The 26359-nt window shown below is 71.9% G+C and carries 23 protein-coding genes; 5 read left to right on the forward strand and 18 right to left on the reverse strand.

Annotation, left to right across the window (positions count from 1 at the left end; all coding sequences use genetic code 11):
- Window positions 1-159: 159 nt before the first annotated feature.
- From truB to rimP, 7 genes are all read right to left on the reverse strand, one after another.
- Window positions 160-1059 carry a tRNA pseudouridine(55) synthase TruB gene (gene truB, locus ACZ4VI_RS24370; protein WP_468002375.1) on the reverse strand — a complete coding sequence of 300 codons (900 nt, stop codon included), beginning with the start codon at window positions 1057-1059 and terminating at the stop codon, window positions 160-162.
- Window positions 1056-1502: a 30S ribosome-binding factor RbfA gene (gene rbfA / locus ACZ4VI_RS24375; protein ID WP_468002376.1), complete on the reverse strand. Its 447-nt coding sequence runs from the start codon at window positions 1500-1502 to the stop codon at window positions 1056-1058. The genes truB and rbfA overlap by 4 nt, the downstream gene beginning before the upstream one ends.
- A gap of 29 nt (window positions 1503-1531) precedes the next feature.
- Window positions 1532-1825: a DUF503 domain-containing protein gene (locus ACZ4VI_RS24380; RefSeq protein ID WP_468002378.1), complete on the reverse strand. Its 294-nt coding sequence runs from the start codon at window positions 1823-1825 to the stop codon at window positions 1532-1534.
- Window positions 1826-1964: 139 nt separating this feature from the next.
- Complete coding sequence (gene infB, locus ACZ4VI_RS24385) at window positions 1965-5060, reverse strand: translation initiation factor IF-2 (RefSeq protein ID WP_468002380.1); 3096 nt, start codon at window positions 5058-5060, stop codon at window positions 1965-1967.
- Between the two features lie 147 nt (window positions 5061-5207).
- The gene (locus ACZ4VI_RS24390; RefSeq protein ID WP_468002382.1) at window positions 5208-5486 is read right to left on the reverse strand and encodes a YlxR family protein; all 279 of its coding nucleotides are present in this window, start codon (window positions 5484-5486) and stop codon (window positions 5208-5210) included.
- A 142-nt stretch (window positions 5487-5628) separates the two neighbouring features.
- Window positions 5629-6651, reverse strand: a complete 1023-nt coding sequence (gene nusA, locus ACZ4VI_RS24395) for a transcription termination factor NusA (protein ID WP_468002384.1) — start codon at window positions 6649-6651, stop codon at window positions 5629-5631.
- 2 nt (window positions 6652-6653) lie between these two features.
- Window positions 6654-7151, reverse strand: a complete 498-nt coding sequence (gene rimP / locus ACZ4VI_RS24400) for a ribosome maturation factor RimP (RefSeq protein WP_468002386.1) — start codon at window positions 7149-7151, stop codon at window positions 6654-6656.
- A 151-nt stretch (window positions 7152-7302) separates the two neighbouring features.
- Here rimP and ACZ4VI_RS24405 point away from each other — a divergent pair, with 151 nt between their 5' ends.
- From ACZ4VI_RS24405 to ACZ4VI_RS24420, 4 genes are read left to right on the forward strand one after another with little or no spacing between them, the layout of a single operon-like run.
- Window positions 7303-8109, forward strand: coding sequence for a hypothetical protein (locus tag ACZ4VI_RS24405; protein ID WP_468002388.1), 807 nt, complete (start codon window positions 7303-7305; stop codon window positions 8107-8109).
- Complete coding sequence (locus tag ACZ4VI_RS24410; RefSeq protein ID WP_468002390.1) at window positions 8106-8522, forward strand: ferritin-like domain-containing protein; 417 nt, start codon at window positions 8106-8108, stop codon at window positions 8520-8522. Before ACZ4VI_RS24405 ends, ACZ4VI_RS24410 begins: the two co-directional genes overlap by 4 nt.
- 32 nt (window positions 8523-8554) lie before the next feature.
- Window positions 8555-9454, forward strand: a complete 900-nt coding sequence (locus tag ACZ4VI_RS24415) for an aminoglycoside phosphotransferase family protein (RefSeq protein ID WP_468002392.1) — start codon at window positions 8555-8557, stop codon at window positions 9452-9454.
- 47 nt (window positions 9455-9501) lie between these two features.
- On the forward strand, window positions 9502-10407 hold the full coding sequence (locus ACZ4VI_RS24420; RefSeq protein ID WP_468002394.1) for a slipin family protein: 906 nt from the start codon (window positions 9502-9504) through the stop codon (window positions 10405-10407).
- 175 nt (window positions 10408-10582) lie between these two features.
- On the opposite strand, the gene ACZ4VI_RS24425 is transcribed toward ACZ4VI_RS24420, so the two are convergent.
- From ACZ4VI_RS24425 to ACZ4VI_RS24470, 10 genes are all read right to left on the reverse strand, one after another.
- Entirely contained in the window at window positions 10583-12286 is a 1704-nt protein-coding gene (locus ACZ4VI_RS24425; protein ID WP_468002396.1) for a proline--tRNA ligase, read from the reverse strand.
- A gap of 69 nt (window positions 12287-12355) precedes the next feature.
- Window positions 12356-12901 carry a GNAT family N-acetyltransferase gene (locus ACZ4VI_RS24430; protein ID WP_468002398.1) on the reverse strand — a complete coding sequence of 182 codons (546 nt, stop codon included), beginning with the start codon at window positions 12899-12901 and terminating at the stop codon, window positions 12356-12358.
- Window positions 12902-12922: 21 nt separating this feature from the next.
- Window positions 12923-13768 carry a GNAT family N-acetyltransferase gene (locus ACZ4VI_RS24435; RefSeq protein ID WP_468002400.1) on the reverse strand — a complete coding sequence of 282 codons (846 nt, stop codon included), beginning with the start codon at window positions 13766-13768 and terminating at the stop codon, window positions 12923-12925.
- Between the two features lie 134 nt (window positions 13769-13902).
- Window positions 13903-15060: a flavodoxin-dependent (E)-4-hydroxy-3-methylbut-2-enyl-diphosphate synthase gene (gene ispG, locus ACZ4VI_RS24440; protein ID WP_468002402.1), complete on the reverse strand. Its 1158-nt coding sequence runs from the start codon at window positions 15058-15060 to the stop codon at window positions 13903-13905.
- A 103-nt stretch (window positions 15061-15163) separates the two neighbouring features.
- On the reverse strand, window positions 15164-16468 hold the full coding sequence (locus tag ACZ4VI_RS24445) for a M50 family metallopeptidase (protein WP_468002404.1): 1305 nt from the start codon (window positions 16466-16468) through the stop codon (window positions 15164-15166).
- Window positions 16465-17718 carry a 1-deoxy-D-xylulose-5-phosphate reductoisomerase gene (gene dxr / locus ACZ4VI_RS24450; RefSeq protein ID WP_468002406.1) on the reverse strand — a complete coding sequence of 418 codons (1254 nt, stop codon included), beginning with the start codon at window positions 17716-17718 and terminating at the stop codon, window positions 16465-16467. Before dxr ends, ACZ4VI_RS24445 begins: the two co-directional genes overlap by 4 nt.
- A gap of 34 nt (window positions 17719-17752) precedes the next feature.
- On the reverse strand, window positions 17753-18568 hold the full coding sequence (locus tag ACZ4VI_RS24455) for a 3-phosphoshikimate 1-carboxyvinyltransferase (RefSeq protein WP_468002408.1): 816 nt from the start codon (window positions 18566-18568) through the stop codon (window positions 17753-17755).
- Between the two features lie 426 nt (window positions 18569-18994).
- The gene (locus tag ACZ4VI_RS24460) at window positions 18995-20923 is read right to left on the reverse strand and encodes an acyl-CoA dehydrogenase family protein (protein ID WP_468002409.1); all 1929 of its coding nucleotides are present in this window, start codon (window positions 20921-20923) and stop codon (window positions 18995-18997) included.
- 169 nt (window positions 20924-21092) lie between these two features.
- Window positions 21093-22538, reverse strand: coding sequence for an aldehyde dehydrogenase family protein (locus ACZ4VI_RS24465; RefSeq protein WP_468002411.1), 1446 nt, complete (start codon window positions 22536-22538; stop codon window positions 21093-21095).
- A 225-nt stretch (window positions 22539-22763) separates the two neighbouring features.
- On the reverse strand, window positions 22764-23720 hold the full coding sequence (locus ACZ4VI_RS24470; protein WP_468002413.1) for an EamA family transporter: 957 nt from the start codon (window positions 23718-23720) through the stop codon (window positions 22764-22766).
- A 241-nt stretch (window positions 23721-23961) separates the two neighbouring features.
- On the opposite strand from ACZ4VI_RS24470, the gene ACZ4VI_RS24475 reads away from it, so the two are divergent.
- Window positions 23962-24804 carry an eCIS core domain-containing protein gene (locus ACZ4VI_RS24475; protein ID WP_468002414.1) on the forward strand — a complete coding sequence of 281 codons (843 nt, stop codon included), beginning with the start codon at window positions 23962-23964 and terminating at the stop codon, window positions 24802-24804.
- Between the two features lie 7 nt (window positions 24805-24811).
- On the opposite strand, the gene ACZ4VI_RS24480 is transcribed toward ACZ4VI_RS24475, so the two are convergent.
- Entirely contained in the window at window positions 24812-26137 is a 1326-nt protein-coding gene (locus ACZ4VI_RS24480) for a COG1470 family protein (RefSeq protein WP_468002416.1), read from the reverse strand.
- Window positions 26138-26359: the final 222 nt, after the last annotated feature.

The raw sequence follows: 26359 nt of genomic DNA on the forward strand, positions 1-26359 counted from the left end.
AAAACGCGCCCCCCATCGCTCCTCTGGTCCACTCAGAGCCCTTGCCGGAGGGGGGGAGTATGTGGATCCGGGGGGAGAGACCCTCTCCGGGGGGGAGGGGGGGGGGGGCACGGGTGCGTCCCCGCTCCACAAGAGCTAACAGAGATAACAGGGTCAGCGTCAGCCGAAGACCGCCAGGCTCTTGGCCTTGCCCTTCTGGTCCTCCACCAGCGCCAGCAGTCGCCCGTCCGGGCCGAAGACCGCCACCGGACCGGCCGGGTAGGACGGCATCTCCAGCCGGACGCCGTTTAGCAGCAGCCGCGCCCGCTTCTCGTCGACGTCCCAGCGGGGGAACGCCGCCGCGGCCGCGTCGGCGACCGGCATGACCGTCAGCTCCTCCTGGAGCTGGTCGAGCGTCCGCGCCGCGTCAAGGCCGTACGGCCCGACCCGGGTCCGCCGCAGCGCGGTCAGATGACCGCCCACGCCGAGCCCGGCGCCCAGGTCGCGGGCGAGCGCCCGGATGTACGTACCGGAGGAGCAGACGACCGAGACGACGAGGTCCACGACGGCCGTGCCGTCCTCGGCGACGGCCTCCCGGACGTCGTACACCTGGAAGGACGAGACCGTGACCGGCCGGGCCGGGATCTCGAACTCCTCACCGCCGCGCACCCGCGCGTACGACCGCTTGCCGTCGATCTTGATGGCGGAGACCTTCGACGGCACCTGCATGATCGCGCCGGTCAGCTCCGCCACACCCGCGTCGATCGCCTCGCGGGTCACCTTGGACGCGTCCACGGAGGCCGTGATCTCGCCCTCGGCGTCGTCGGTGACCGTCGTCTGGCCGAGGCGGATGGTGCCCAGGTACTCCTTCTCGGTCAGCGCGAGGTGACCGAGCAGCTTGGTCGCCCGCTCCACGCCGAGGACGAGGACGCCCGTCGCCATGGGGTCGAGCGTTCCGGCGTGGCCGACGCGACGGGTCTTGGCGATCCCGCGCATCTTGGCCACGACGTCGTGCGAAGTGAAGCCCGACGGCTTGTCGACGATGACAAGGCCGTCGGGCGTCTTGTGCTGCTGGCTCATTCGGAGGCGTCGTCCTCGTCCTCGCCCGGCTTGCGGTACGGGTCAGCCTCGCCGGCGTACTTCGCGCCCGAGGACGCCTCACGTACGGCCGCGTCGGAGGCCCGCGCCTTGTCGAGGAGGTCCTCGATCGTCTTGGCGGTCTCCGGGAGGGCGTCCGCGACGAAGGTCAGCGTCGGGGTGAACTTCGTCCCGGCCGCGGCACCCACGGCGGAGCGCAGGATGCCCTTGGCGCTCTCCAGGCCGGCGGCCGCGCTGGCCCGCTCCTCGTCGTCGCCGTAGACCGTGTAGAAGACCGTGGCCTCCCGCAGGTCACCGGTGACGCGGGTGTCCGTGATGGTCACGTGCGTACCCAGGCGCGGGTCCTTGATGCCGCGCTGCAGCTTCTCGGCGACCACCTCCCGGATGAGGTCCGCCAGCTTCTTCGCCCGCGCGTTGTCGGCCACTGGTCCTTCTCCTTCTTTGCCTTGCTCATTCAGTCTTCATCAGTGTGGAGCCGTCGTCTCACCGACAGCAGCTCCACCTCGGGCCGCGCCGCGACCAGTCGCTCACAGCGGTCGAGCACGTCCGATACGAACCCCTGGTCCCCGGACACCAGCGCGACGCCCAGCCGGGCCCTGCGGTGGAGGTCCTGGTCGCCCACCTCGGCCGCGCTCACGGCGAACTTGCGCTGGAGCTCGGCGACGATGGGCCGGACGACGGAGCGTTTCTCCTTCAGCGAATGAACGTCGCCGAGGAGCAGATCGAAGGACAGAGTCCCCACGTACATGTGGTGCCGGATGTCCCGCCGGTTCGGGTTCGATGGCCTGCCAGCCGTCGCTTGGCAGGAACACCAGAACCGTACACGCAACGGCCGGGGCCGATCGACGGAATAACCTCCGCCGACCGGCCCCGACCTACCGCTGCCGTCAGGCGCGCGGCTTCTCGCGCATCTCGTACGTCGCGATGACGTCGTCGATCTTGATGTCGTTGAAGTTTCCGAGGTTGATACCGCCCTCGAAGCCTTCGCGGATCTCGGTGACGTCGTCCTTGAAGCGGCGCAGACCCTCGATGTTGAGGTTCTCCGCGATGACCTTGCCGTCACGGATGAGGCGCGCCTTGGTGTTGCGCTTGACCTCGCCGGAGCGGATGAGGACACCGGCGATGTTGCCCAGCTTGGACGAGCGGAAGACCTCGCGGATCTCCGCCGTACCGAGCTCGACCTCTTCGTACTCCGGCTTGAGGAGGCCCTTGAGCGCCGCCTCGATCTCCTCGATGGCCTGGTAGATCACCGAGTAGTACCGGACGTCGACGCCCTCACGCTCCGCCATCTGCGCGGCACGGCCCGCAGCGCGGACGTTGTAGCCGATGACGATGGCGTCGGAGCCCATGGCCAGGTCGATGTCGGACTCGGTGACCGCACCCACACCGCGGTGCAGGACACGGATGTCGACCTCTTCACCGACGTCGAGCTGGAGCAGCGAGGACTCGAGAGCCTCGACCGCACCGGACGCGTCGCCCTTGATGATGAGGTTGAGTTCCTGGACCAGACCGGCCTTGAGCACCTTGTCGAGGTCCTCGAGGGACACCCGGCGGACGCGCTTGGCGAAGGCGGCGTTGCGCTCACGCGCAGCGCGCTTCTCGGCGATCTGACGGGCCGTACGGTCCTCGTCGACAACCAGGAAGTTGTCGCCGGCACCCGGGACGTTGGTGAGACCCAGGACCAGGACGGGAGTCGACGGGGTCGCAACCTCGACGTTGTTGCCCTTGTCGTCGAGCATCGCCCGGACACGGCCGTACGCGTCGCCGACGACCATCGTGTCGCCGATGCGCAGCGTTCCGCGCTGGACCAGGACGGTCGAGACGGCACCGCGGCCCTTGTCCAGGTGGGACTCGATCGCAATACCCTGCGCGTCCTGCTCCGGGTTGGCCCGCAGGTCGAGCGAGGCGTCGGCGGTGAGGACCACGGCCTCCAGCAGGGAGTCGATGTTCAGACCCTGCTTGGCGGAGATGTCGACGAACATCGTGTCGCCGCCGTACTCCTCGGCCACCAGACCGAACTCGGTCAGCTGACCACGGACCTTGGTCGGGTCCGCGCCCTCGACGTCGATCTTGTTGACCGCGACGACGATCGGGACACCGGCCGCCTTGGCGTGGTTCAGCGCCTCGATGGTCTGCGGCATGACACCGTCGTTGGCCGCCACCACGAGGATCGCGATGTCGGTCGACTTCGCACCACGGGCACGCATGGCGGTGAACGCCTCGTGACCCGGGGTGTCGATGAAGGTGATGCGGCGCTCTTCACCGTTGACCTCGGTACCCACCTGGTAGGCACCGATGTGCTGGGTGATGCCACCGGCCTCGCCCGCGACGACGTTCGTCTTGCGGATCGCGTCGAGCAGTCGGGTCTTTCCGTGGTCGACGTGACCCATGACGGTGACGACCGGCGGACGGGAGACCAGAGCCTCTTCGCCGCCCTCGTCCTCGCCGAACTCGATGTCGAAGGACTCGAGCAGCTCGCGGTCCTCCTCCTCGGGGGAGACGATCTGAACCGTGTAGTTCATCTCGTCGCCGAGGAGCTGCAGCGTCTCGTCGGAGACGGACTGCGTGGCCGTGACCATCTCGCCGAGGTTCATCATCACCGCGACGAGCGACGCCGGGTTGGCGTTGATCTTCTCGGCGAAGTCGGTGAGGGACGCACCGCGCGACAGGCGAATGGTCTCGCCGTTGCCGCGAGGCAGCATCACGCCGCCGACCGACGGGGCCTGCATGGCCTCGTACTCCTGGCGCCTCTGACGCTTCGACTTGCGACCGCGACGCGCGGGACCGCCGGGGCGACCGAAGGCGCCCTGCGTGCCACCACGGCCACCGGGGCCACCGGGACGGCCACCGAAGCCGCCGGGACGACCGCCGAAGCCGCCGCCACCGCCGCCGGGACCACCCGGACGACCGCCACCGCCGGGACCGGCCGGACGACCGGCGAAGCCGCCGCCGCCACCGCCGGGACCGGCCGGACGACCGGCGAAGCCGCCGCCACCGGGACGACCGCCGCCGCCACCAGGACGACCGCCGGGGCCACCGGGGCCACGACCGCCGCCGCCGGGGCCACCACCGGGACGCGGGCCGGCAGCGGGACGCTGCGGCATCATGCCGGGGTTCGGACGGTTACCGCCGGGCGCGCCGCCCGGACGGGGAGCCTGCGGACGCGGCATGCCACCGGGGGTGGGACGCGCGCCGCCCTGGCCCTGGGGACGCGGGGCGCCACCGGGGCCGCCCTGCGGACGCGGGGCACCCGGAACGGCACGGTCGCCGCCGGGACGCGGGGCACCGCCACCGGGACGGGGCGCCTGCGGGCGCGCCATTCCGGTGGAGCCACCCGAGGTGAAGGGATTGTTGCCCGGACGCGGACCGGCCGGACGGGCACCGCCCGGACGCGGAGCGCCCTGGCCCTGCGGACGCGGGGCACCCTGGCCCTGCGGACGCGGCGCGCCCTGACCCGGACGGGCGGGACGCTCGCCGGCGGGACGGGGTCCCTGGGCCGCGCCACCGGGACGCTGACCGGCGGCGGGAGCCGACGGAGGCGCGGTGAACTCGGGGGCGGCCGGAGCCGGCGTGACCGGCTTGGGCGCGGGCTTCGGGCCCGGGCGGGGGCCCGAGGCGGCCGGAGCCGGAGAGGGGGTGCTGCTCGCCGGGGCGACCGGAGTGACCGGGGCCACAGGCGCGGCGGGGGCCGGCTTGGGGGCCGGGGCGCCGGGCTTCGGGGCAGCGGGACGTGCCGCGGCGGCCGGAGACGGCGCCGCGGGCTTCGAGGGGGCGGCCTTACGAGGCGCGCCAGGCTTCGCTGCGGTCTTGCCGGCGCTACCGCCGGGACCCTGCAACGCATCAGTCAACTTGCGCACGACCGGCGCCTCGATAGTCGAGGACGCCGAACGGACGAATTCACCGAGTTCTTGGAGCTTGGCCATGACGACCTTGCTCTCCACACCGAACTCCTTGGCGAGTTCGTATACCCGGACCTTAGCCACTTCGCTCCTTTTAGGTCCGGTTACCGCCGGACCGTCGCTACTTCATGGGCGTACTCATCGCGTACTCATCGAGTGCTCATCGCAATCTCGACCTACTTCCAACTCGCGAGGTACCTGACCGCACGGTCTTCCGTGCCGTACTTCTTCTTACAAGTGTCGCTGCTCTAGCTGATAGCGGATTTCCGCCGTTTCGAGCTGCCCCTGGACCCTGAAGGCCCTCGGAAACGCCCGGCGGCGGACCGCCAGGTCGAAACAGACCGAGGCGGGGTGCAGATACGCACCCCGGCCGGGCAGCGTACCGCGATGATCGGGGACGCAAACGCCCTCGACCGCCACGATGCGCAGCAGATCGCTCTTGGCCGCTCGCTCCCGGCATCCCACACAGGTTCGCTCAGGGCACGCGCGGGCATGCGTCCGGCCAGACACGCTTAAGTCTACCTCCCCGTAACGACCTCACCCGTTTGGGGCAAAAATCGAACGGTCGTCTGTCGTGATCTCGCCATCGCACAACGTGACAGCGGCGGGATTCATTCCTTGGGTGGGACCCTTGGCTGGGGCGGGGATCCGCTCAGTCCCGGTCGCGTGAGTCCCGGTCGCGCGCGTCCTCCGAGGGGTGCTCGGTGTCCGGGCGGATGTCGATGCGCCAGCCGGTGAGGCGGGCGGCGAGCCGGGCGTTCTGCCCCTCCTTGCCGATCGCCAGCGACAGCTGGTAGTCCGGCACGGTCACCCGCGCCGAGCGGGCGGCCAGGTCGACGATCTCGACCTTGGAGACCCGGGCCGGGGAGAGCGCGTTGGCCACCATCTCGGCCGGGTCGTCCGACCAGTCGACGATGTCGATCTTCTCGCCGAGCAGCTCCGCCATGACATTGCGCACCCGGCTGCCCATGGGGCCGATGCAGGCGCCCTTGGCGTTCAGGCCCGAACGGGTGGACCGTACGGCGATCTTGGTGCGGTGACCAGCCTCACGGGCGATCGCCGCGATCTCGACCGAGCCGTCGGCGATCTCGGGGACCTCGAGGGCGAACAGCTTCTTCACCAGATTGGGGTGCGTACGCGAAAGGGTGACGGACGGACCGCGCACACCCTTGGCCACCCGGACCACGTACGTGCGCAGCCGCAGACCGTGCGTGTACTCCTCGCCCGGCACCTGCTCCTGCACCGGAAGGATGGCTTCCAGCTTGTCGTCCAGCCTGACGAGGACGTTCTTCGGGTCCTTGCCCTGCTGCACCATGCCGGCGACGATGTCGCCCTCGCGGCGGGCGTACTCGCCGAAGGTGACGTCGTTCTCGGCGTCGCGCAGCCGCTGCTGGATGACCTGACGGGCGGTGCTCGCCGCGATCCGGCCGAAGTCCGTCGGGGTGTCGTCGAACTCCTTGGGCTCCTGGCCCTCTTCCAGCTCGGCGGGGTCTTCCTTCGCCCACACCGTCACGTGACCGGTCTGCCGGTTCAGCTCCACGCGCGCGTGGCGGCGGGACGAGGGGGTGCGGTGGTAGGCGATGAGGAGGGCCGACTCGATCGCCTCGACCAGCAGGTCGAAGGAGATCTCCTTCTCTTGTGCCAAGCCCTTCAGGAGCTTCACATCGATGTCCACGGCTACGCCTCCTCTTCCTTCTTGTCCTTGCGGTTGAACTCGATCTCGACACGCGCCTTGGCGACGTCCGCGAACGCGACCCGGCGGGCGGTGGGCTTGCGCCCCTTCACGCCCGGCACTTCGAGGTCGATGCCGTCGTCGTCCACGTCGAGGATCCGCGCGACGAGCTCCGCGCCGTCGTTCAGCTGAAGCCTGACCAGGCGGCCGGTGGCGCGTACGTAGTGGCGGTGCTCCTTGAGCGGGCGCTCCGCGCCCGGGGTGCCGACCTCGAGGGTGTACTCCCCCTCGCCCATCGCGTCGGTCTCGTCCAGCGTCGCCGAGAGCGCGCGGCTCACATCGGCGACCTGGTCCAGATCGGCGCCCTCGTCGGAGTCGACGACCACGCGCAGCACCCGCTTGCGTCCCACGGAGGCCACCTCGATCTCTTCGAGGTCGAGTCCCTGCGAGGCGATGAGCGGCTCAAGGAGTGCTCGCAGCCTGTCGCTCTGGGTGGTGCTCATCCGGGTGACTCCTCGGCCGCGTGTGCTGTTGTGGGTTCGTCGCGTGTCAGACCAAAGGGTATCCGGTCGCGGGGGGTGTTGCCGTCCACGGGGCCGGGGGCCGCGGGTACGCTCGCCTGCGGTGATCTTCGATCCGGCCGAGGGAGTGAATGTGGGGCGCACGGGGACCGTAGGCAGGCGCGCGCTCCTGGCGGCCGGGGCGGTGACGCTGGCCGGCTGCACCTCCGAGGGCGGCGGTGAGCGGCCGAGGAAGCCGAGCGCGGCGGAACGGGCGGCGCTGGCCGAGGCGGCGCTGCGCCGCAGGTCGGCGTCGACGAGCCGCGCCCTGCTGGAACGTTACGACGCGGTGCTCGCCGCCCATCCCTCGCTGTCGGCGCGGCTGACCCCGCTGCGGGCGGCGGTGGCGGCGCAGGCGGCGGCGCTGGCGGAGGGCACGGCGGCGCCGAAGGCCCCCGAGGGCCGGGCCGGCGGCGTCGCGCCGAGCGACTCCCCGTTCGGCCGCGCGACCACGGCGCCCGGCTCGCCGGCGAAGGCCGCCCCTTCGGCCGACACCCGGTCGGCGGACACCGGCAGCGGCCGGGCGGCCGGCGCCTCGGGCGACGCCCCGTCCGCGGACACCGGCGACGGCCGGACGGCCGGTGCTTCGGGCGACACCCCGTCCGCGGACACCGGCAACGGCCGGGCCGCCGTTGCTTCGGGCGCGGCCGCTGCCGACGGCGGCGGGACGGGACGGCCCCAGGCGGGGACGCCCGGCACCGCCTCGGGCGCCGCGCCCTTTCCCGTACCGGCCGATCCGGGCGCCGCGCTGAAGGAGCTGGCGGCCGCCGCCCGGAAGACCGCCGACGCGCACGCGGCGGCGCTGCTCGGCGCGGAGCCCGAGTACGCGCGGCTGCTCGCCTCGGTGGCGGCCTCCGGTGCGGCGCACGCGTATCTGCTGACCGAAGGAGGCCGGGCATGAGCGCCCTCGACGCGGCGCGGGCCGCGCTCGCCGCCGAGCACGCGGCGGTGTACGGATACGGGGTCGTCGGCGGCCGGATCGGCGCCGAGCGGCGCGCGGAGGCCACGGCCGCGTACGAGGCGCACCGGGCCCGGCGCGACGGCCTGACCAGGACCGTACGGGACCTGGGCGGCGAGCCCGTGGCCTCGGCGGCCGGCTACGAGCTGCCGTTCCCGGTGCCGGACACGGCCGCCGCCGTACGGCTCGCGGCCGTCCTGGAGGACCGGGTGGCCGGGGTGTACTCCGATCTCGTACGGGCCACGGAGGGGCCGTTGCGGCGGGACGCGGCCGCCGCGTTGCGCGAGGCGGCGGTACGGGCCGTTCGCTGGCGCGGCACCGACGTAACCTTTCCTGGGCTCGCCGAGCGCGTGTGAGTCCGCCCCTGAGCAGAAGGAACAACGCACGTATGGGTTTCGAACCGCCGCAGCGACTGGTGCGGGCGCTCGGCGAGACGTACGGGGACGCTGTCGCGGCCGCGTGGCTGGAGAAGCTTCCCGAGCTCGCCCGTACCTCGCTGGAGCAGGCCTCGCTGACCGCCGAGCGGGTGGTGGCGCCCGGCGGGCGGAGCAGCCTGGTGGTGCTCGTACGGCGGACTGACGGCTCCCCCGCGGCGCTGAAGATCGCCCCCGAGGCCGCCCGGCCGGATCTGGAGCGGGACGCGCTGGCGCACTGGGACGGCTGGGGCGCGGTGCGGCTGCTCGACGCGCCGGAGGACGGGTCGCTGCTCCTTGAGCGACTGCACCCCGAGGTGTCGCTGCGGTCCCTGCCGGAGGCGAAGGCGCTGCTCGAAGCGGCGGGCACGGTCCGGAGGCTGTGGGTCGAGCCGCCCGCGGAGCACGGCTTCGAGTCGGTCGCCGAGCGGACGGCCCGGCAGGCGGCGGCCATGGAGTCCTACCGCGCCGACGCCGAGACCGGTGCGCTGACGGCCGCCGCGCTGGAGGCGTGCGAGGCGCTGGTCGCCCTCGCCCCGGAGACGCTGCTGCTGCACGGGAACTTCCGCCAGGGCAAGGTGCTCGCCGGTGACCGGGCGCCGTGGCTGGCCGTCGGCCCGGAGCCGCTGGTCGGCGAAAGAGCGTACGACCTGGCGCGGCTGGTACGGGACCGGGTCGAGGACCTGGTGGCGGCCTCGGCCGGGGCGTCGGCGGCCCGGCGGCGGGTCAACAAGCTGGCGGACTCGCTGGAGGTGGACCGGGACCGGCTGCGCGGCTGGACGCTGTTCCGGGCGGTCGAGTCGGGGACGCGGGCGCTCACGGCGGGCCGGCGGCGGGACGCGGAGCTGCTCCTCGAGTTCGCGGGCTGGCTGTAGGGGAATAACCTTGCTGTAACGCTCGGCTCGGACCTCAGGGGGCCGTGATGGTCGAGGAGCTTCTGGCAGCGGCGGCGGCGACCGGAACAGCGGTCGTGGTGTACGTGGGCGCGGCCGCGCGCGTGGTGAAGCAGTACGAACGGGGCGTGGTCTTCCGCTTCGGCCGGCTGATGGACGAGGTCCGCAAACCCGGGTTCACGATGATCGTGCCGATCGTCGACCGGCTGTACAAGGTGAACCTCCAGATCGTGACGCTGCCGGTGCCCGCGCAGGAGGGCATCACGCGGGACAACGTGACGGTGCGGGTGGACGCGGTCGTGTACTTCAAGGTGATCGACGCGGCGGACGCGCTGGTGCGGGTGGAGGACTACCGGTTCGCGGTGTCGCAGATGGCGCAGACGTCGCTGCGGTCGATCATCGGCAAGAGCGACCTCGACGACCTGCTGTCGAACCGCGAGAAGCTCAATCAGGGCCTTGAGCTGATGCTCGACAGTCCGGCCATGGGCTGGGGTGTCGCGATCGACCGGGTCGAGATCAAGGACGTCTCGCTGCCGGAGACGATGAAGCGGTCGATGGCGCGGCAGGCGGAGGCGGACCGGGAGCGGCGGGCCCGGGTGATCAACGCGGACGCGGAGCTGCAGGCGTCGAAGAAGCTGGCGGAGGCGGCCGGGGTGATGTCGACGCAGCCGGCGGCGCTGCAGCTGAGGCTGTTGCAGACGGTGATGGCGGTGTCGGCGGAGAAGAACTCGACGCTGGTGCTGCCGATTCCGGTGGAGCTGCTGAGGTTCCTGGAGCGGGCGGCTCCGGCGCCGAAGCCTGCGGCGCCTCCGGGGGTCGTCCAGGAGCCCCTCCCGGGCGTCGAGGACGTCCCACTCCCAGAGCCCCCGCTCCCCCTGAACGACACGCTCACGGGCGCCCCGGTGGAACCGATGCCCCGGGACGAGGCGGCCTGAACCCCCTCCCCGGGTTGTGGGCAATCGTCCCGCAGGGCGGGACGGGTGGGCACAACCCCACGACGGCGCTGCACCCGTGGGCACAGCAGGCACGGGGAGCCTGGGCCCGGCAAGGGCGCCGTCCGTTGTGCCCACCCGTTCCGCCCCAGCGGAACGAATGCCCACAACGGGAGGGTTACGCGCTGAGGCGGTCGATTGCCTCGGCTACCGTCAGTTCCTCTCGGTCGCCCGTCCGGCGGTCCTTCAGTTCCAGGACGCCTTCCGCCGAGCGGCGGCCGGCGACGAGGATCTTGGGGACGCCGATCAGCTCCGCGTCGGTGAACTTGACGCCCGGGGAGACGCCCGCGCGGTCGTCGACCAGGACGCGGAGGCCCGCCGCCGAGAGCTTCTCCGAGACCTCCAGGGCCAGCTCGGTCTGGAGCGCCTTGCCGGCGGCGACGACGTGGACGTCGGCCGGGGCGACCTCGGCCGGCCAGCACAGGCCCTTGTCGTCGGCGCTCTGCTCCGCCAGCGCGGCGACCGCGCGCGAGACGCCGATGCCGTACGAGCCCATCGTCACGCGGACCGGCTTGCCGTTCTGGCCCAGGACGTCCAGCTTCAGCGCGTCGGCGTACTTGCGGCCCAGCTGGAAGATGTGACCGATCTCGATCGCGCGGTCCAGCTTCAAGCCGGTGCCGCACTTCGGGCAGGGGTCGCCCTCCTGGACGACCACGACGTCGACGTACTCGTCGACCTCGAAGTCCCGGCCCGCGACCACGTTCTTCGCGTGCATGCCCTCCTTGTTGGCGCCCGTGATCCACGCCGTGCCCGGCGCGACACGGGGGTCGGCCACGTACGTCACCTTCTCGCCCCGGCCCTGCGGACCGACATAGCCGCGGACCAGGTCCGGGCGGTCCGCGAAGTCCGTCTCCGTGACCATCTCGACGACCGCAGGCGCGAAGTGCGCCTCGACCTTGCCCATGTCGACCTCGCGGTCGCCGGGCACGCCCACGGCGACGATCTCGCCGTCGACCTTCACCAGCAGGTTCTTCAGCGTCGCGGAGGCCGGCACGCCGAGCGAGGCGGCGAGGGTCTCGATGGTGGGGGTGTCGGGCGTCGGGATGTCCTCGGCGGCCGCCACCGCGGAGCCGTCCACCGGCTTCAGCTCGTACGAGATCGCCTCGGTGTTCGCGGCGAAGTCGCAGTTCGGGCAGTCGGCGAAGGTGTCCTCGCCGGCCTCGGCCGGGGCGAGGAACTCCTCGGACTTCGAGCCGCCCATCGCGCCCGCGGTCGCGGCGCAGATGCGGTAGTCGAGGCCGAGGCGCTCGAAGACGCGCTGGTAGGCCTGGCGGTGCAGGGCGTAGGACTGGGCGAGGCCCTCGTCCTCCGTGTCGAAGGAGTACGAGTCCTTCATCAGGAACTCGCGGCCGCGCAGGATGCCGGCCCGCGGGCGGGCCTCGTCGCGGAACTTCGTCTGGATCTGGTACAGGATGACCGGCAGGTCCTTGTAGGACGAGCACTGGTCCTTCACCAGGAGCGTGAAGATCTCCTCGTGGGTCGGGCCGAGCAGGTAGTCGCCGCCCTTGCGGTCCTGGAGGCGGAAGAGCTCGGCGCCGTACTCGTCCCAGCGGCCGGTCGCCTCGTAGGGCTCACGCGGCAGCAGCGCGGGGAGCGACACCTCCTGCGCGCCGATGGTGTCCATCTCCTCGCGGACGATGCGCTCGACGTTGGCGAGGACCCTCTTGCCCAGCGGCAGCCAGCTCCAGATGCCCGCGGCGGTGCGGCGGACGTAGCCGGCGCGGACGAGGAGCTTGTGGCTGAGGACCTCGGCGTCCGCCGGGTCGTCGCGCAGCGTCTTCGCCATCAACTGGGACATGCGCTGGACCGGTGCGTTGGCCATGGTTCTCGTACTCCTGCCAGGAAAAGGTGATGGCTAGGAGATTAGCCGGGCGGCCCGCGCGGGCGGAAATCAGTTCCGGCGCGGCAGCGGCAGCGGGGCGCCCATCACGGCGTACGGGCGGGGTGCGCTGGGGAAGTGGACCTGCCGGGCGAGGTCGACGTAGCCGAGGGAGCGGTAGAGAGCGCGGGCCGGGCTCTCGGTGTCGATCGCGGAGAGGATCGAGCGCGGCAGCTTCGACTGGTCGGTGATGGTGGTGATCAGCTCCCGGCCGAAGCCCCGCCCCTGGTAGCCGGGGAGGACGTGGAGTTCGGTGATCACGAAGGAGTCGTCGAGCCACTCGTCGTTGCCTGCGGCGCGGAGGTACGGCTGCACGACGGTGGACCACCAGTGGGTGCGGTCGTTGGGCATCCCGTACACGAAGCCGACCAGCCGGCCCGAGTCGGTGATCGCGCCGTACGCGAGGGCGCCGGGGCTGAGCAGATGGCGCAGCACGATGGCGCGGCGTACGACGACCTCGTCCTCGCTCAGTCCGAAGGCGATGGCCTGTACGGCGAGGGCTTCGTCGACCCGCGCGGCGAGGTCGACCGGTCCGATCGTGACGTCAGCGTCATCCATGCGCCGCACCTTACAAGCGCCTCAGAACAGCACGCTCATGAAGGCGCCGACCTCGCGGAATCCGACGCGGCGGTACGCGGCCCTGGCCGGGGTGTTGTAGTCGTTGACGTACAGGCTGACCACGGGCGCGACGTCGGCGAGGGCGAAGCGGAGGACGGCGGCCATGCCGGTCTCGGAGAGGCCGCGGCCGCGGTACTCGGGGGCGACCCAGACGCCCTGGATCTGGCAGGCCTGGCGGGTGGCGGCGCCGATCTCCGCCTTGAAGACGACCTTGCCGTCCTCGATGCGGGCGAAGGAGCGGCCGGCTCCGACGAGTTCGGCGACGCGGGCCTGGTAGAGCAGTCCGCCGTCGCCGGCCATCGGCGAGATGCCGACCTCCTCGGTGAACATGGCCACGCACGCGGGCATGATCACTTCCATCTCGTCCTTGCGGATGCGGCGGACGAGCGGGTCGGCCTCGACGGTGGCGGAGGGCTGGTCGGTGACCATCAGCGGCTGGTGGGCCCTGACGTCGCGGGCCGGGCCCCAGCTGGGCTCCAGGAGGCTCCAGAGCTGGGCGGTGGGCTCGGCGGGGCCGACGATGGAGGAGCAGCGGCGGCCCGTCCTGCGGGCGCGGTCGGCGAAGGCGCGAATGGCGTCGGGGGTGGCGCAGAGGGGGACGAGATTGGCGCCGGAGTAGCACAGGGAGCGCAGCCGTCCGTCGGTGTACCAACCCCACATCTCGCCGCCGAGACGCCAGGGGTCGAGTCCGGCGGCCTGGACGCGTGCGGTCACGAAGGCGTTCTCGACGGGGGCGCTCTCGAGGACGGCGAGCGCGGCGCCGAGGTCGGCGGGTTCGAGGACCCTGGTGGTGGTCTGCGTCAACACGGGGGCGCCTCACGGTGCGGTCTGCTGATCTCCGCACTTTACCTGGCCCACCGGCCGGGTGTCGGGTGGGTTGGCAGGGACAGCGCGAGGCCCCGGCGCGCGCGGCGCCGGGGCCTCGTGGCGTACGTACGCGCTCAGACGCCGATGGCGACCGTCGGCTCGCCGGACATCACGCCGTCCTTCTCCATCTGCTCGGCGATCTTCATCGCCTCCTCGATGAGGGTCTCGACGATCTTCGACTCGGGGACGGTCTTGATGACCTCGCCCTTGACGAAGATCTGGCCCTTGCCGTTGCCGGAGGCGACGCCCAGGTCGGCCTCGCGGGCCTCGCCGGGGCCGTTGACGACGCAGCCCATGACGGCGACGCGCAGCGGGACCTCCATGCCTTCGAGGCCGGCGGTGACCTCTTCGGCGAGCTTGTACACGTCGACCTGGGCACGGCCGCAGGACGGGCAGGAGACGATCTCCAGGCGGCGCGGCTTGAGGTTCAGCGACTCCAGGATCTGGATGCCGACCTTGACCTCCTCGACCGGCGGCGCGGAGAGGGAGACGCGGATGGTGTCGCCGATGCCCTCGGAGAGCAGCGCGCCGAAGGCGACGGCGGACTTGATGGTGCCCTGGAAGGCGGGGCCGGCCTCGGTGACGCCGAGGTGCAGCGGGTAGTCGCACTGGGCGGCGAGCTGGCGGTAGGCGTTGACCATCACGACCGGGTCGTTGTGCTTGACCGAGATCTTGATGTCGCCGAAGCCGTGCTCCTCGAAGAGGGACGCCTCCCAGAGGGCGGACTCGACGAGCGCCTCGGGGGTGGCCTTGCCGTACTTCGCCAGCAGACGCGCGTCGAGCGAGCCCGCGTTGACGCCGATCCGGATCGGAGTGCCCGCGTCCTTGGCGGCGTGGGCGATCTCCTTGACCTTGTCGTCGAACTGCTTGATGTTGCCCGGGTTGACGCGGACGGCCGCACAGCCGGCGTCGATGGCGGCGAAGACGTACTTCGGCTGGAAGTGGATGTCGGCGATCACCGGGATCTGCGACTTCTTCGCGATCGTCGCGAGCGCGTCGGCGTCGTCCTGCGTGGGGCAGGCGACCCGGACGATCTGGCAGCCGGAGGCGGTCAGCTCGGCGATCTGCTGGAGCGTGGCGCCGATGTCGGAGGTACGGGTCGTCGTCATGGACTGGACCGAGACGGGTGCGTCGCCGCCGACGGCCACGGTACCGACCTGGATCTGGCGGCTCTTGCGCCGCTCGGCGAGCCTGGTCGGAACGGACGGGATCCCGAGAGAAATCGCGGTCATCTGTTGTGCAACCCCAAGGTTGTGCGTCAGCGGGCTCAGGACTTCGAGGTTACCGCCCCGGGGGCGGGCGGCCGGACAGCCCGGGGGTCCGGCCACCCGTGCGTCATGTCAGTTTCACCGGGTTGACGATGTCCGCCGCGAGGACGAGCAGGGTGAAGCAGACGAACACGCCCGCCACGACGTACGCGGCCGGCATCAGCTTGGCCACGTCGAACGGGCCGGGGTCGGGGCGCCGGAAGATCCGCGCGGTGTTGCGGCGTACGGACTCCCACAGGGCGCCGGCGATGTGACCGCCGTCGAGTGGGAGCAGCGGCAGCATGTTGAACAGGAACAGCGAGACGTTGAACATGACGAGCAGCTGGAGGAAGAAGACCAGCCGGGTCTCCGCCGGTGCTTCGATGCTCATCAGTTCGCCGCTGATCCGGGCCGCGCCGATGACGCCGACCGGGGAGTCCTGCTTGCGCTCGCCGTCGCCGAAGGTGGCGTCCCAGAGGTCCGGGATCTTGCCGGGCAGGGCGAGGACGGACTCGAAGCCGGCCTGGAGCTGGTCGGTCATCCGGGAGGCGGACTCGCCGAAGGTGAGCGGGACGACCTCGCGGCCGGACTCGAAGCCCAGGTAGCCGGCGGTGACGTACTGCGGGGGCTGGACGACGTTTCCGTCCGCGTCCTTCTTGAGGACCTTGTTCTCCAGGAGCGTCGCCCGCAGGTCCAGCTCCTTGCCGTCGCGCTGGACGGTGACGGTCGCCTGGCCGGTGGTGGCGCGGATGCGGTCGGAGAGGGTGTTCCAGTCCGTGACGCGTTCGCCGTTGAAGGCGACGATGCGGTCGCCCTTGAGGAGTCCGGCGGCCTTGGCGGGCGACGCCCGGTCGCCCGCCTTGCAGGTGTCGCGCTTCTCGCTCTGGTCGATGACGCAGTTGGTGACGCCCGCGACCTTGGTGGTCTGGGTCTCGAAGCCGACGGCCATCGCGCTGCCGAAGAAGAGCACGACGGCGAGGATCAGGTTCATGAACGGGCCGGCGAACATCACGATGACGCGCTTCCACGGCTTGCGCGTGTAGAAGAGCCGCTTCTCGTCGCCGGGCTCGAGCTCCTCGAAGGAGGCCTCGCGGGCGTCCTCGATCATGGCGCGCCAGGGGGAGGTGGAGCGGGCCTCGATGCGGCCGTCCTTGCCGGGCGGGAACATGCCGATCATGCGGATGTAGCCGCCGGCCGGGATGGCCTTGATGCCGTACTCCGTCTCGCCCTTCTTCCTCGACCAGAGGGTCGGGCCGAAGCCGACCATGTACTGGGGCACGCGGATGCCGAAGAGCTTGGCCGTGGAGAGGTGGCCGAGCTCGTGCCAGGCGATGGAGACGAGCAGCCCGAACGCGAACAGCGCGATGCCGAGGAGCGTCAGAAGTACGGTCATGCGCGCGCCTCCGCGATTGCCTGCGTTGCCAGTTCCCGGGCCCGGGCGCGTGCCCAGGTCTCCGCTTCGAGGACGTCCGACACCGTGAGCGAGGTTCCCCGGGCGGGGGTGCCGTGTTCGGTGACGACTGCCGTGACCGTATCCATGATTCCGTTGAACGGCAGCCTTCCGGCGAGAAACGCCTCGACGCACTCCTCGTTCGCCGCGTTGAAGACGGCGGGCGCGGTGCCGCCGAGCTCGCCGACGTGGCGGGCGAGGCCGACGGACGGGAACGCCTCGGTGTCGAGCGGGAAGAACTCCCAGGTGGAGGCCTTGGTCCAGTCGAAGGCGGGGGCCGCGTCCGGGACGCGCTCGGGCCAGCCGATGCCGATGGCGATCGGGCCGCGCATGTCGGGAGGGGTGGCCTGGGCGAGCGTGGAGCCGTCGGTGAACTCCACCATCGAGTGGACGTACGACTGGGGGTGGACGACGACCTCGATGCGGTCGAAGGGGATGTCGTAGAGGAGGTGCGCCTCGATGACCTCCAGGCCCTTGTTCACGAGTGTGGCGCTGTTCACCGTGATGACGGGGCCCATGGCCCAGGTGGGGTGGGCGAGCGCGTCCTCGCGGGTGACGTGCGCCAGCTCCTCCCTCGTACGGCCGCGGAAGGGGCCGCCGGAGGCGGTGACGACCAGCTTGCGGACGTCGGCGCGGGTGCCGGCGGCGAGCGCCTGGAAGAGGGCGGCGTGCTCGGAGTCGACCGGGATGATCTGGCCGGGCTTGGCCACGGCCTTGACCAGCGGGCCACCGACGATCAGCGACTCCTTGTTGGCCAGGGCGAGGGTGCGGCCGGCTTCGAGGGCGGCGAGCGTGGGCGCGAGGCCGATGGAGCCGGTGATGCCGTTGAGGACCGTGTGGCAGGGGGAGGCGGCCACGTGCGTGGCGGCGTCGGGCCCTGCGAGGATCTCGGGGAGGGCGGCACCGGGGCCGTAGAGCCTGGTCAGCGCCTCGCGCAGCGCGGGGGCCTTGTCCTCGCGGGCGACGGCGACCGCCCCGACCCGCAGCCGGTGCGCCTGCTCGGCGAGCAGCTCCACCCGGCCGCCGGAGGCGGCGAGGGCGGTGACCCGGAAGCGGTCGGGGTTGCGCAGGACCAGGTCGATGGCCTGGGTGCCGATGGACCCGGTGGAGCCCAGGACGACGATGTCCCGGCGGCCTTCGGTCGGATCGAAGGCGATGTGCGGGTCGGCGAGAGGAGAGGGGCGGTCGCTCATGCCCCCCATTCTTGCCGCAAAGACTGTGCGGTCTTCACGGGGTGCGGGTGAACGCTCCGAAGACGTGGTGGAAGTCGGGGAAGGTCTTCCGTACGCAGCCGGGGTCGTCGAAGGTGATGGCCGGGGTGCGCAGGGCGGTGACGGCGAAGGACATGACGATCCGGTGGTCGCCGTGGGTGGCGATCTCGACCGGCCCTGTGGGCGTGCCGGGCTGGATCTCGATCCAGTCGGGGCCGGTGGTGACGGTGATGCCGAGGCGGCGGAGGTTCTCGGCGCAGGCGTCGAGGCGGTCGCACTCCTTGACGCGGGTGTTGGCGACGTCCTCGATGCGGACCGGTCCGTCGGCGAAGGGCGCGAGGGCGGCGAGGGTCGGCATGGTGTCGGAGATGTCGCGCATGTTGACGGTCAGGCCATGGAGGCGGCCGGTGGAGCGGACGGTGGTGGCCGTGTCGGTGATCTCCACCTCCGCGCCCATGCGGTGCAGGACGTCGACGAAGCCGAGGTCGCCCTGGAGGGCGCCGGTACCGAGGCCGGGGACGGTGACGGAGCGGCCGGGGGTGGGGTCGAGGGCGGCGGCGGCGAGGGTGGGGAGGAAGCGGGCGGTGGTGGCGCCGTCGCGGCAGTAGACGTCGGTGGTGTCCGCGGCGGGGCCTTCGGGGCGGCCCTGGATGTGCCAGGCGCCCGGCTCCTGCCGGACCTCGTACCCGAGGGCCTTGAGCCCTTCGGCGAAGCCCTCGGTGTCGTCGGAGCGGAGGGGCCGGAGGAGGGTGGTGGTCCCGCGGGCGGCGGCGGCGAGGAAGAGCGCGCGTGCGGTGACGGACTTGGAGCCGGGGATGTCGATGACGGTCACGGGGTCATGGTGACCGGCGCCCCGTTCAAGGGCCTTGTGCACGGGTGCCCTGCCAGCAGCGGGGCCGGGGTCGGGCCCCCAGGGTTGTGGGCCTCCCCGCCGCCCACCTCCCCTCTCCCCGGGTTGTGGGCAATCGTCCCGCTGGGCGGGACGGGTGGGCACAACCCGACAACGGCGCCGCACCCGTGGGCACCGCAGGCACGGGGAGCCTGGGCCCGGCAAGGGCGCCGTCCGTTGTGCCCACCCGTTCCGCCCCAGCGGAACGAATGCCCACAACGGGGGTGGGCGCCACCCCAGCGGGACGCGGGGCCCACAACGGGGTGGGCGCCGCCCCAGCGGGACGCGGGGCCCACAACGGTGGGGCGAGGGGTGGGCACCGCCCAGCGGGGCGCGTGGGAGCCGCCCCGTGGGTGGGGCACCTCGGCGTCAGGGGATCTTGCGGTGGACGTTTTGCCGGGGCGACGGGCCGGGCGTTGCATCCGCGATCCAGGGGCCGTCGTCCGAGGGGTCGACCACGCCTGACTCCAGCCACTCGAAGCGGCCCGCCAGGACGCCCTCCACCACCCGGCGGTCCAGCTCGTCCGTGTTGGACCAGAGGCGGCCGAACAGCTCCTCCACCCGGAGCCGCGACTGGCGGCAGAACGCGTCCGCCAGCGCGTGGGCCTCCCGGCCGTGCGGGTCGCCCGTGGACCTCAGCAACTCCGCCCGTACGCACGCCGCGCTCATCGCGAAGAGCTCCGCGCCGATGTCCACGATCCGCCCGAGGAACGCCTGCTTGAGCTCCATCCGGCCCTGCCACCGCGACATCGCGTAGAACGTCGAGCGGGCGAGCTTCCTCGACGTCCGCTCCACGTACCGCAGATGCGTCGCGAGGCCGCCGAACTCCGCGTACGAGTTCGGCAGTTGGCCAGGTCCGGCCACCAGCTTCGGCAGCCAGCGGGCGTAGAAGCCGCCCGCCCGCGCCCCCGCCCTCGCCTTGTCGCCGAGCGACTTCTCCGGGTCGATGATGTCGCCCGCCACGGCGAGATGCGCGTCGACCGCCTCGCGGGCGATGAGCAGGTGCATGATCTCGGTCGAGCCCTCGAAGATCCGGTTGATCCGCAGGTCGCGCAGCAACTGCTCGGCGGGTACCGCCCGCTCGCCCCGCGCCGCCAGCGAGTCGGCCGTCTCGTACCCCCGCCCGCCGCGGATCTGGACGAGTTCGTCGGCGATGAGGCAGCCCATCTCGGAGCCGTACAGCTTCGCGAGCGCCGCCTCGATGCGGATGTCGTTGCGGTCCTCGTCGGCCATCTGGGAGGAGAGGTCGACGACCGCCTCCAGGGCGAACGTGGTCGCCGCGATGAAGGAGATCTTCGTGCCGACGGCCTCGTGCCGGGCGACCGGCTTGCCCCACTGCTCCCGTACGGACGCCCACTCGCGGGCGATCTTCAGCGCCCACTTCCCGGCCCCCACGCACATCGCGGGGAGGGAGAGCCGTCCGGTGTTCAGTGTCGTCAGGGCGATCTTGAGGCCGGCGCCCTCCGGGCCGATGCGGTTGGCGGCGGGGACCCGGACGCCGTGGAAGCGGGTGACGCCGTTCTCCAGGCCGCGCAGGCCCATGAAGGCGTTGCGGTGCTCGACGGTGATGCCGGGCGAGTCGGCCTCGACGACGAAGGCGGTGATGCCGCCGCGGTGTCCCTCGGACTTCGGCACCCGCGCCATGACGACGAGCAGGTCGGCGACGACGCCGTTGGTCGTCCAGAGCTTCACGCCGTCGATGACGTACGCGTCGTCGCCGTCCGGTACGGCGGTCGTGGCGAGCCGGGCCGGGTCGGAGCCGACGTCCGGCTCGGTGAGGAGGAAGGCGGAGATGTCGGTGCGGGCGAGGCGCGGCAGGTAGGTGTCGCGCTGTTCCTGCGTACCGAAGATCTTCAGGGGCTGCGGTACGCCGATCGACTGATGCGCCGAGAGCAGCGCCCCGATCGCGGGGCTCGCGGAGCCGACGAGGGCCAGGGCGCGGTTGTAGTACACCTGGGTGAGGCCGAGCCCGCCGTACTTCGGGTCGATCTTCATCCCGAACGCGCCGAGTTCCTTGAGGCCGGTGACGACCTCGTCGGGGATGCGGGCCTCGCGTTCGATCAGCCGGCCGTCGATCCGCGTCTCGCAGAAGTCGCGCAGCTTGGCGAGGAAGGCCTCGCCGCGCCGTACGTCCTCCTCGGAGGGAAGCGGGTGGGGGTGGATGAGGTCCAGCCGGAAGCGGCCGAGGAACAGCTCCTTGGCGAAGCTGGGTTTGCGCCAGTCCTGCTCGCGCGCGGCCTCGGCGACCTGGCGCGCTTCTCGTTCCGTGACCTTGGGCCGCTGGGTGGGTGCGGACATGAACCAACTCACCTCGCCGCTGATGGGGGCTTGTGGCTACTCGTCCGTAGTACCCGATTTCCGCGCGTACCGATAGACGAGAAGACGGCCGGAGCCCCCGCACAGTGGGCTCCGGCCGTCGGTCTCGTGGTTCCGTACGAGTGGTCCGTACGGGTTACAGCGGTACGGGTTACAGCGCGAGGCCCGTGAGGACCAGGACGCGCTCGTAGGTGTAGTCGTCCATCGCGTACTTGACGCCCTCGCGGCCGACGCCGGACTTCTTGGCGCCGCCGTACGGCATCTGGTCGGCGCGGTAGGACGGGACGTCACCGATGATCACGCCGCCGACCTCGAGCGCGCGGTGGGCGCGGAACGCGGTCTGGAGGTCGTGGGTGAAGACACCGGCCTGGAGGCCGAAGTCCGAGTCGTTGACGGCGGCGAAGGCCTCGGCCTCGCCTTCGGCCCTGGCGATCGTCAGGACCGGGCCGAAGACCTCGGCGCGGGCGAGGGTGACGTCGGCGGGGAGGTCGGTGAGGACGGTCGGGGCGTAGGTCGCGCCCTCGCGCTTGCCGCCGGCGAGCAGCTTCGCGCCGGCCGCGACGGCCTCGTCGACCCAGGCCTCGACGCGCTTGGCGGCGTTCTCGTCGACCAGCGGGCCGACGTCGGTGGCGTCGTCCGCCGGGTCGCCGGTGACCTGGGCCTCGACGGCCGCGACGATCTTCGGGACGAGCCGGTCGTAGACGGACGCGTCGGCGATCACGCGCTGCACGGAGATGCAGGACTGGCCGCCCTGGTAGTTGGAGAAGGTGGCGATACGGCTCGCCGCCCAGTCCAGGTCCTGCTCGGACGCCCAGTCGCCGAGGACGACGGCGGCGGCGTTGCCGCCGAGCTCCAGGGTGCAGTGCTTGTGCGGCACGGACTCCTGGATGGCGAAGCCGACCTTGTCCGAGCCGGTGAAGGAGATGACCGGGAGGCGCTCGTCCTGGACGAGGGCGGGCATGCGGTCGTTCGGCACGGTCAGGACGGACCAGGAACCGGCCGGCAGGTCGGTCTCGGCGAGCAGCTCGCCCAGGATCAGGGACGAGATGGGGGTGGCCGGGGCCGGCTTGAGGATGATCGGGGCGCCGACGGCGATGGCCGGGGCGACCTTGTGGGCGCTGAGGTTCAGCGGGAAGTTGAACGGCGCGATGCCGAGGACGACGCCCTTGGGGATCCGGCGGGTGATCGCCAGGCGGCCGACGCCGCCGGCCTCGGTGTCGAGGCGCTGGGCCTCTCCGCCGTTGAAACGGCGGGCTTCCTCGGCGGCGAAGCGGAAGACGGAGACGGCGCGGCCGACCTCGCCGCGGGCCCACTTGATCGGCTTGCCGTTCTCGGCGGAGATCACCTGGGCGATCTCCTCGGTGCGCTCGGCGAGGCGCTTCGATACGTGGTCGAGGGCGGCGGCGCGGACGTGCGCGGGCGTCGCGGCGAACTCGTCGACGACGGCGTGCGCGGCGGCGACGGCCTCCTCGACCTGGGCCTCGGTGGGCACGCTGACCTTGCCGACCAGACGTCCGTCGAAGGAGTTCGTGACGTCGAAGGTGGCCTCGCCGGTGGCCTCGCGGCCGGCGAGCCAGAAGCCGTGGGTGGTCGTCATTGCGTCCCGGCCCTTTCCGTATCGGGGGTGCGAGCGATTGCTCTCGTGCCACGGTAGGGCCGGGGAGGCCAGTGTGGGTTTGTCCGGTGTGGAGTGGTGGGGTGGGGATGCTGTCCGCTTTGGCGGAAGAGGATCGGCGGCGGATCGTTCCGGGCCGGGCCGACCGGAACCCAGGGCCCGGCCACTCCCAGCGCATCAGAGGCCCTCAGGGCAGGAGACCGGCGATCATCCGCGCCGTTCCGTCGAGACGATGAGACAGACCCCGCCGACGACGATCGCGCCGCCGAGGACGATCGGCCACGTCAGCGCCTCGCCGAGGACCAGCGCGCCGAGGGCGACGGCGACGACCGGGTTGACGTACGCGTAGGTGGCCACCAGCGAGAGCGGGGCGGCCTGGAGGAGCCAGGCGTACGCCGTGAAGGCGATCAGCGAGCCGAAGACGATGAGGTACGCGAGGGCGACCCAGGAGCGGCCGGAGACGGCCGACAGGTCGAGGCCGTGCTGCTCGCCGCGGACCAGGCCGACGCCGAGGCCCGCGAGGCCGCCGGCGATCATCTCGTACGCGCTCGCGGTGAACGGGTTGGCCGGCATCGGGATCCGGGAGGACGAGAACGACCCGACCGACCACAGCAGGGTCGCGACGACCACGAGGACCACCCCGCCGACCTTCACCTCGCCGCTGAGCCCCGGCAGGGTGAGCACCGCGAGCCCGGCGAGCCCGAGCAGCACACCGGCGATGCCGCCGACGCTCGGGCGCTCGCCGAAGCCGGCCTTGAGGAGGACCACCCAGGCCGGGACGACGGCGATGAGCAGGGCGGCGAGCCCGGAGGGTATGGAGGTCTCGGCGAGGACCACGAGGCCGTTGCCGCCGAGGATCAGCAGCAGGCCGATCACGACGGCGGAGGCGAGCTGCCTGCGGCTCACCTTGAGCGCGGCGGGGCCCTGCCGCCAGGCGATGATCCCCGCGAGGATCAGCCCGGCCGTGACGAACCGCGTCCCGGCGGAGAGGAACGGCGGCATCGTCTCGACGACGATCCGGATCCCGAGGTAGGTGGACCCCCAGACGACGTACACGATCCCGAGGGCGGCCCAGACGGCACCGGAGATCCGGCGGACGGGGGGCGGGATGCTGGCCCGGTCGGTGGAGGCGGCTGCTTCGCGGCGGGCGGCGGGGGTTGTCATGCTCAGGAGCGTAGGGAAACGGACGGCAATTGATCAAGAAATATGCCCGGAATCGGGCAGGGCGGAGGCCATTTCACGGGCCGTTGCCCTTAGGGGCAGCACATCCTGCCTCGCCGTGCCCGGCCGGGGCCTGGACGGACCCCGGCGTCGCGACCAACGCTGGAAGCCACGCTGGACCCACGTGGACCCTACGCCGGACTCCCGCGCGAGACGAACGGCCGACGGCTTCGGAGCGAGGACGATGAGCGCATACGACTACGAGCACGGACACGAGCACGAGCGGCACGAACACGAGCACGAGCACCGGGAGGAGCACGAGGGCCCGGGCGGCGCCCGGCTCTTCGAGGCGGCGGCGACCGGGCGGACCGACGTGGTCGGCGCCTCCGGCTTCGGCGCCCTGCAGCGGGCGGTGGGCAACGGGGCCGTCGGCGCGATGGTGCAGCGCAGCCGGGCTGCGGGCGGCGAGGCCGCCGAGGAGGCCCAGGAGCGCTCCCCGGTCCACGACGTGATCGGCTCGGGCGGTCAGCCGCTCGACACCGACACCCGCGCCGACATGGAGACGCGGATGGGCGCCGACTTCTCCGACGTACGGATCCACACCGACGCCACCGCGGACGCCTCCGCCAAGGGCATCGGGGCGCACGCGTACACGGTCGGCAACCATGTGGTGTTCCAGCGGGAGGCCTACGACCCGTCCTCGGCGCAGGGCCGGACGACGCTGGCGCACGAGCTGACCCACGTGGTGCAGCAGCGCGGCGGGCCGGTGGAGGGTACGGAGGCGCCGGGCGGGATCCGGGTGAGCGACCCGTCCGACCGGTTCGAGCGGGAGGCGGTGGCGAACGCGGAGCGGGTCCTTGCCCCTTCGCACGACCCCTCCTCCGCTTCCGCGGAGCCCGCCCCCGCCGCTTCCGTGCAGCCCGCGTCCGCCGCTTCCGTGCAGCCCTCGTCCGCTGCCTCCGCGCCGGCGGTGCAGCGGTCGAGCGCGGAGGACGAGGACGAACAACCGGCCGACGTGCAGGGTTCGTTCGTGCAGCGGCAGGCGGAGTCGGGCGCCGAGGAGGAAGAAGCGGCGCCCGACGCCTGACGATCCGTCAGGGCTTGACGGTCTGGAGTGTGCCGCCCAGGAACAGGGAGGCGGCACACCGGCTGGGCTGCGGGGCGTTGACCGGCCGCCCGACCTTGCGGCATTCCACCGTCAGGGTGACCGACTCCCCGGCCGGCACCAGGACCGGCGTCACGAAGTGGTAGTCCGAGTCGCGGAAGTTCTCCAGGGCGAGGGTCAGGATCCTGCTCTCGCCCGCCGTGACCACGACCCTGCCGGCGTCGCCCTGCGGGTTCTGGACCACGATGTCGGTGAGCCGGAACGTCCTGCCGTCCGCCACGGTCAGCGCCGTCCCCGTGCTGCTCCCGCCGCCGACGGCGTCGCGCACCTGGATCTGGGCGCTGGTCGGCGCCGGGGGCGGGACCGGCGCCGCCGGGGGCTTGGCGGGGGGCGTCGAGGCGGGCGTGCTGGGCGCGGGGGGCGGCGTGGTCGCCGAGCCGCCGCCTCCTCCGCCACCGGTCTCGCCGCCGCCGGTCTCTCCGCCGGGGTCCTTGCTCGGCGTCGCGGTCGCGGAGGCGATGACCTCCGGGGTGATCGCCTCGCGGGCCGCCGACTTCACGGCCGGCCGCAGCAGCCCGTACCAGGCGCCCACCAGGGCGAGGATGAGCACGCAGGCGAGGATGAGGACCCGGGGCAGCCAGCGGGGCAGGATCGGCTGCTGCTGGTAGGTGCCGTCGAGGGCGATCGGGGCCTGCGGCTCCTCGCCCTCGGGGGCGGTGGGCGTGACCAGCGCCTGGAAGGTGTGGGTGACGGGCGTGCCGCGCCAGATCCGCTTGACCGGGCGGACCCGCACCGTCGCGAAGGCGGCCTTGCCGGGCTCGATGAGAAGCTCGCGCGGCGTGAAGGAGATCCGGGCCTGCTCGGTTCCGGCGCGGGCGGACAGGACGGCGGTCAGGGGAGCGTTGCTGCGGTTGTCCACCGCGACCTTGTGCGAGCCGCCGCGGGCGCCCTGGGAGCCGGGCGGGACGAGCTCGGCGGTGACATCGCTGAACGGCCGTACGGTGACCCGTCCTTCGGGGACGACGGGCTCGGTCTGCCCGCTGGTGGGGATCACCCGTATCCCGAACGGGGTGTCGCCGGACGTCACGGAGGATTCCCGGGGTGGCCGGAATACGACGGTGACGGTCTCCGAACTTCCGGGGTAGAGCGAGATCGTCGCGGGCTCGACCGTCGTCCAGGCGGCGCAGGAGCCGACCACCTCGAAGCGGTACTCCTCCACGGTGGTGCCGGAGTTGCGTACCTGGAGGGGTATGCGTGTCTCCTCGCCCGGAGCGGCGGTGACGGACGCGGCGTCGAGGTGTGCCGTAAGACTCATGGGCGAACCGTAGAAGCGGGCACTCTTTACGACAGCGACCGCGGAGGAACACTTTCGGGCAGATCTCATGCCCGAAGTGGCGATTCGGTTTTCACGGCGGCCACTGCGGGCATTCCCAGTCCATCTGTCAACGTATGAGACTGCGTTGAGCGGAGTTGTCGAACGTTCTTCATGCTTGCGACCGGAACCACCGAGCCCCGTGTGACGCTCGTGCGGTCGCCG

It is taken from the genome of Streptomyces sp. NPDC029169 (assembly GCF_055563935.1).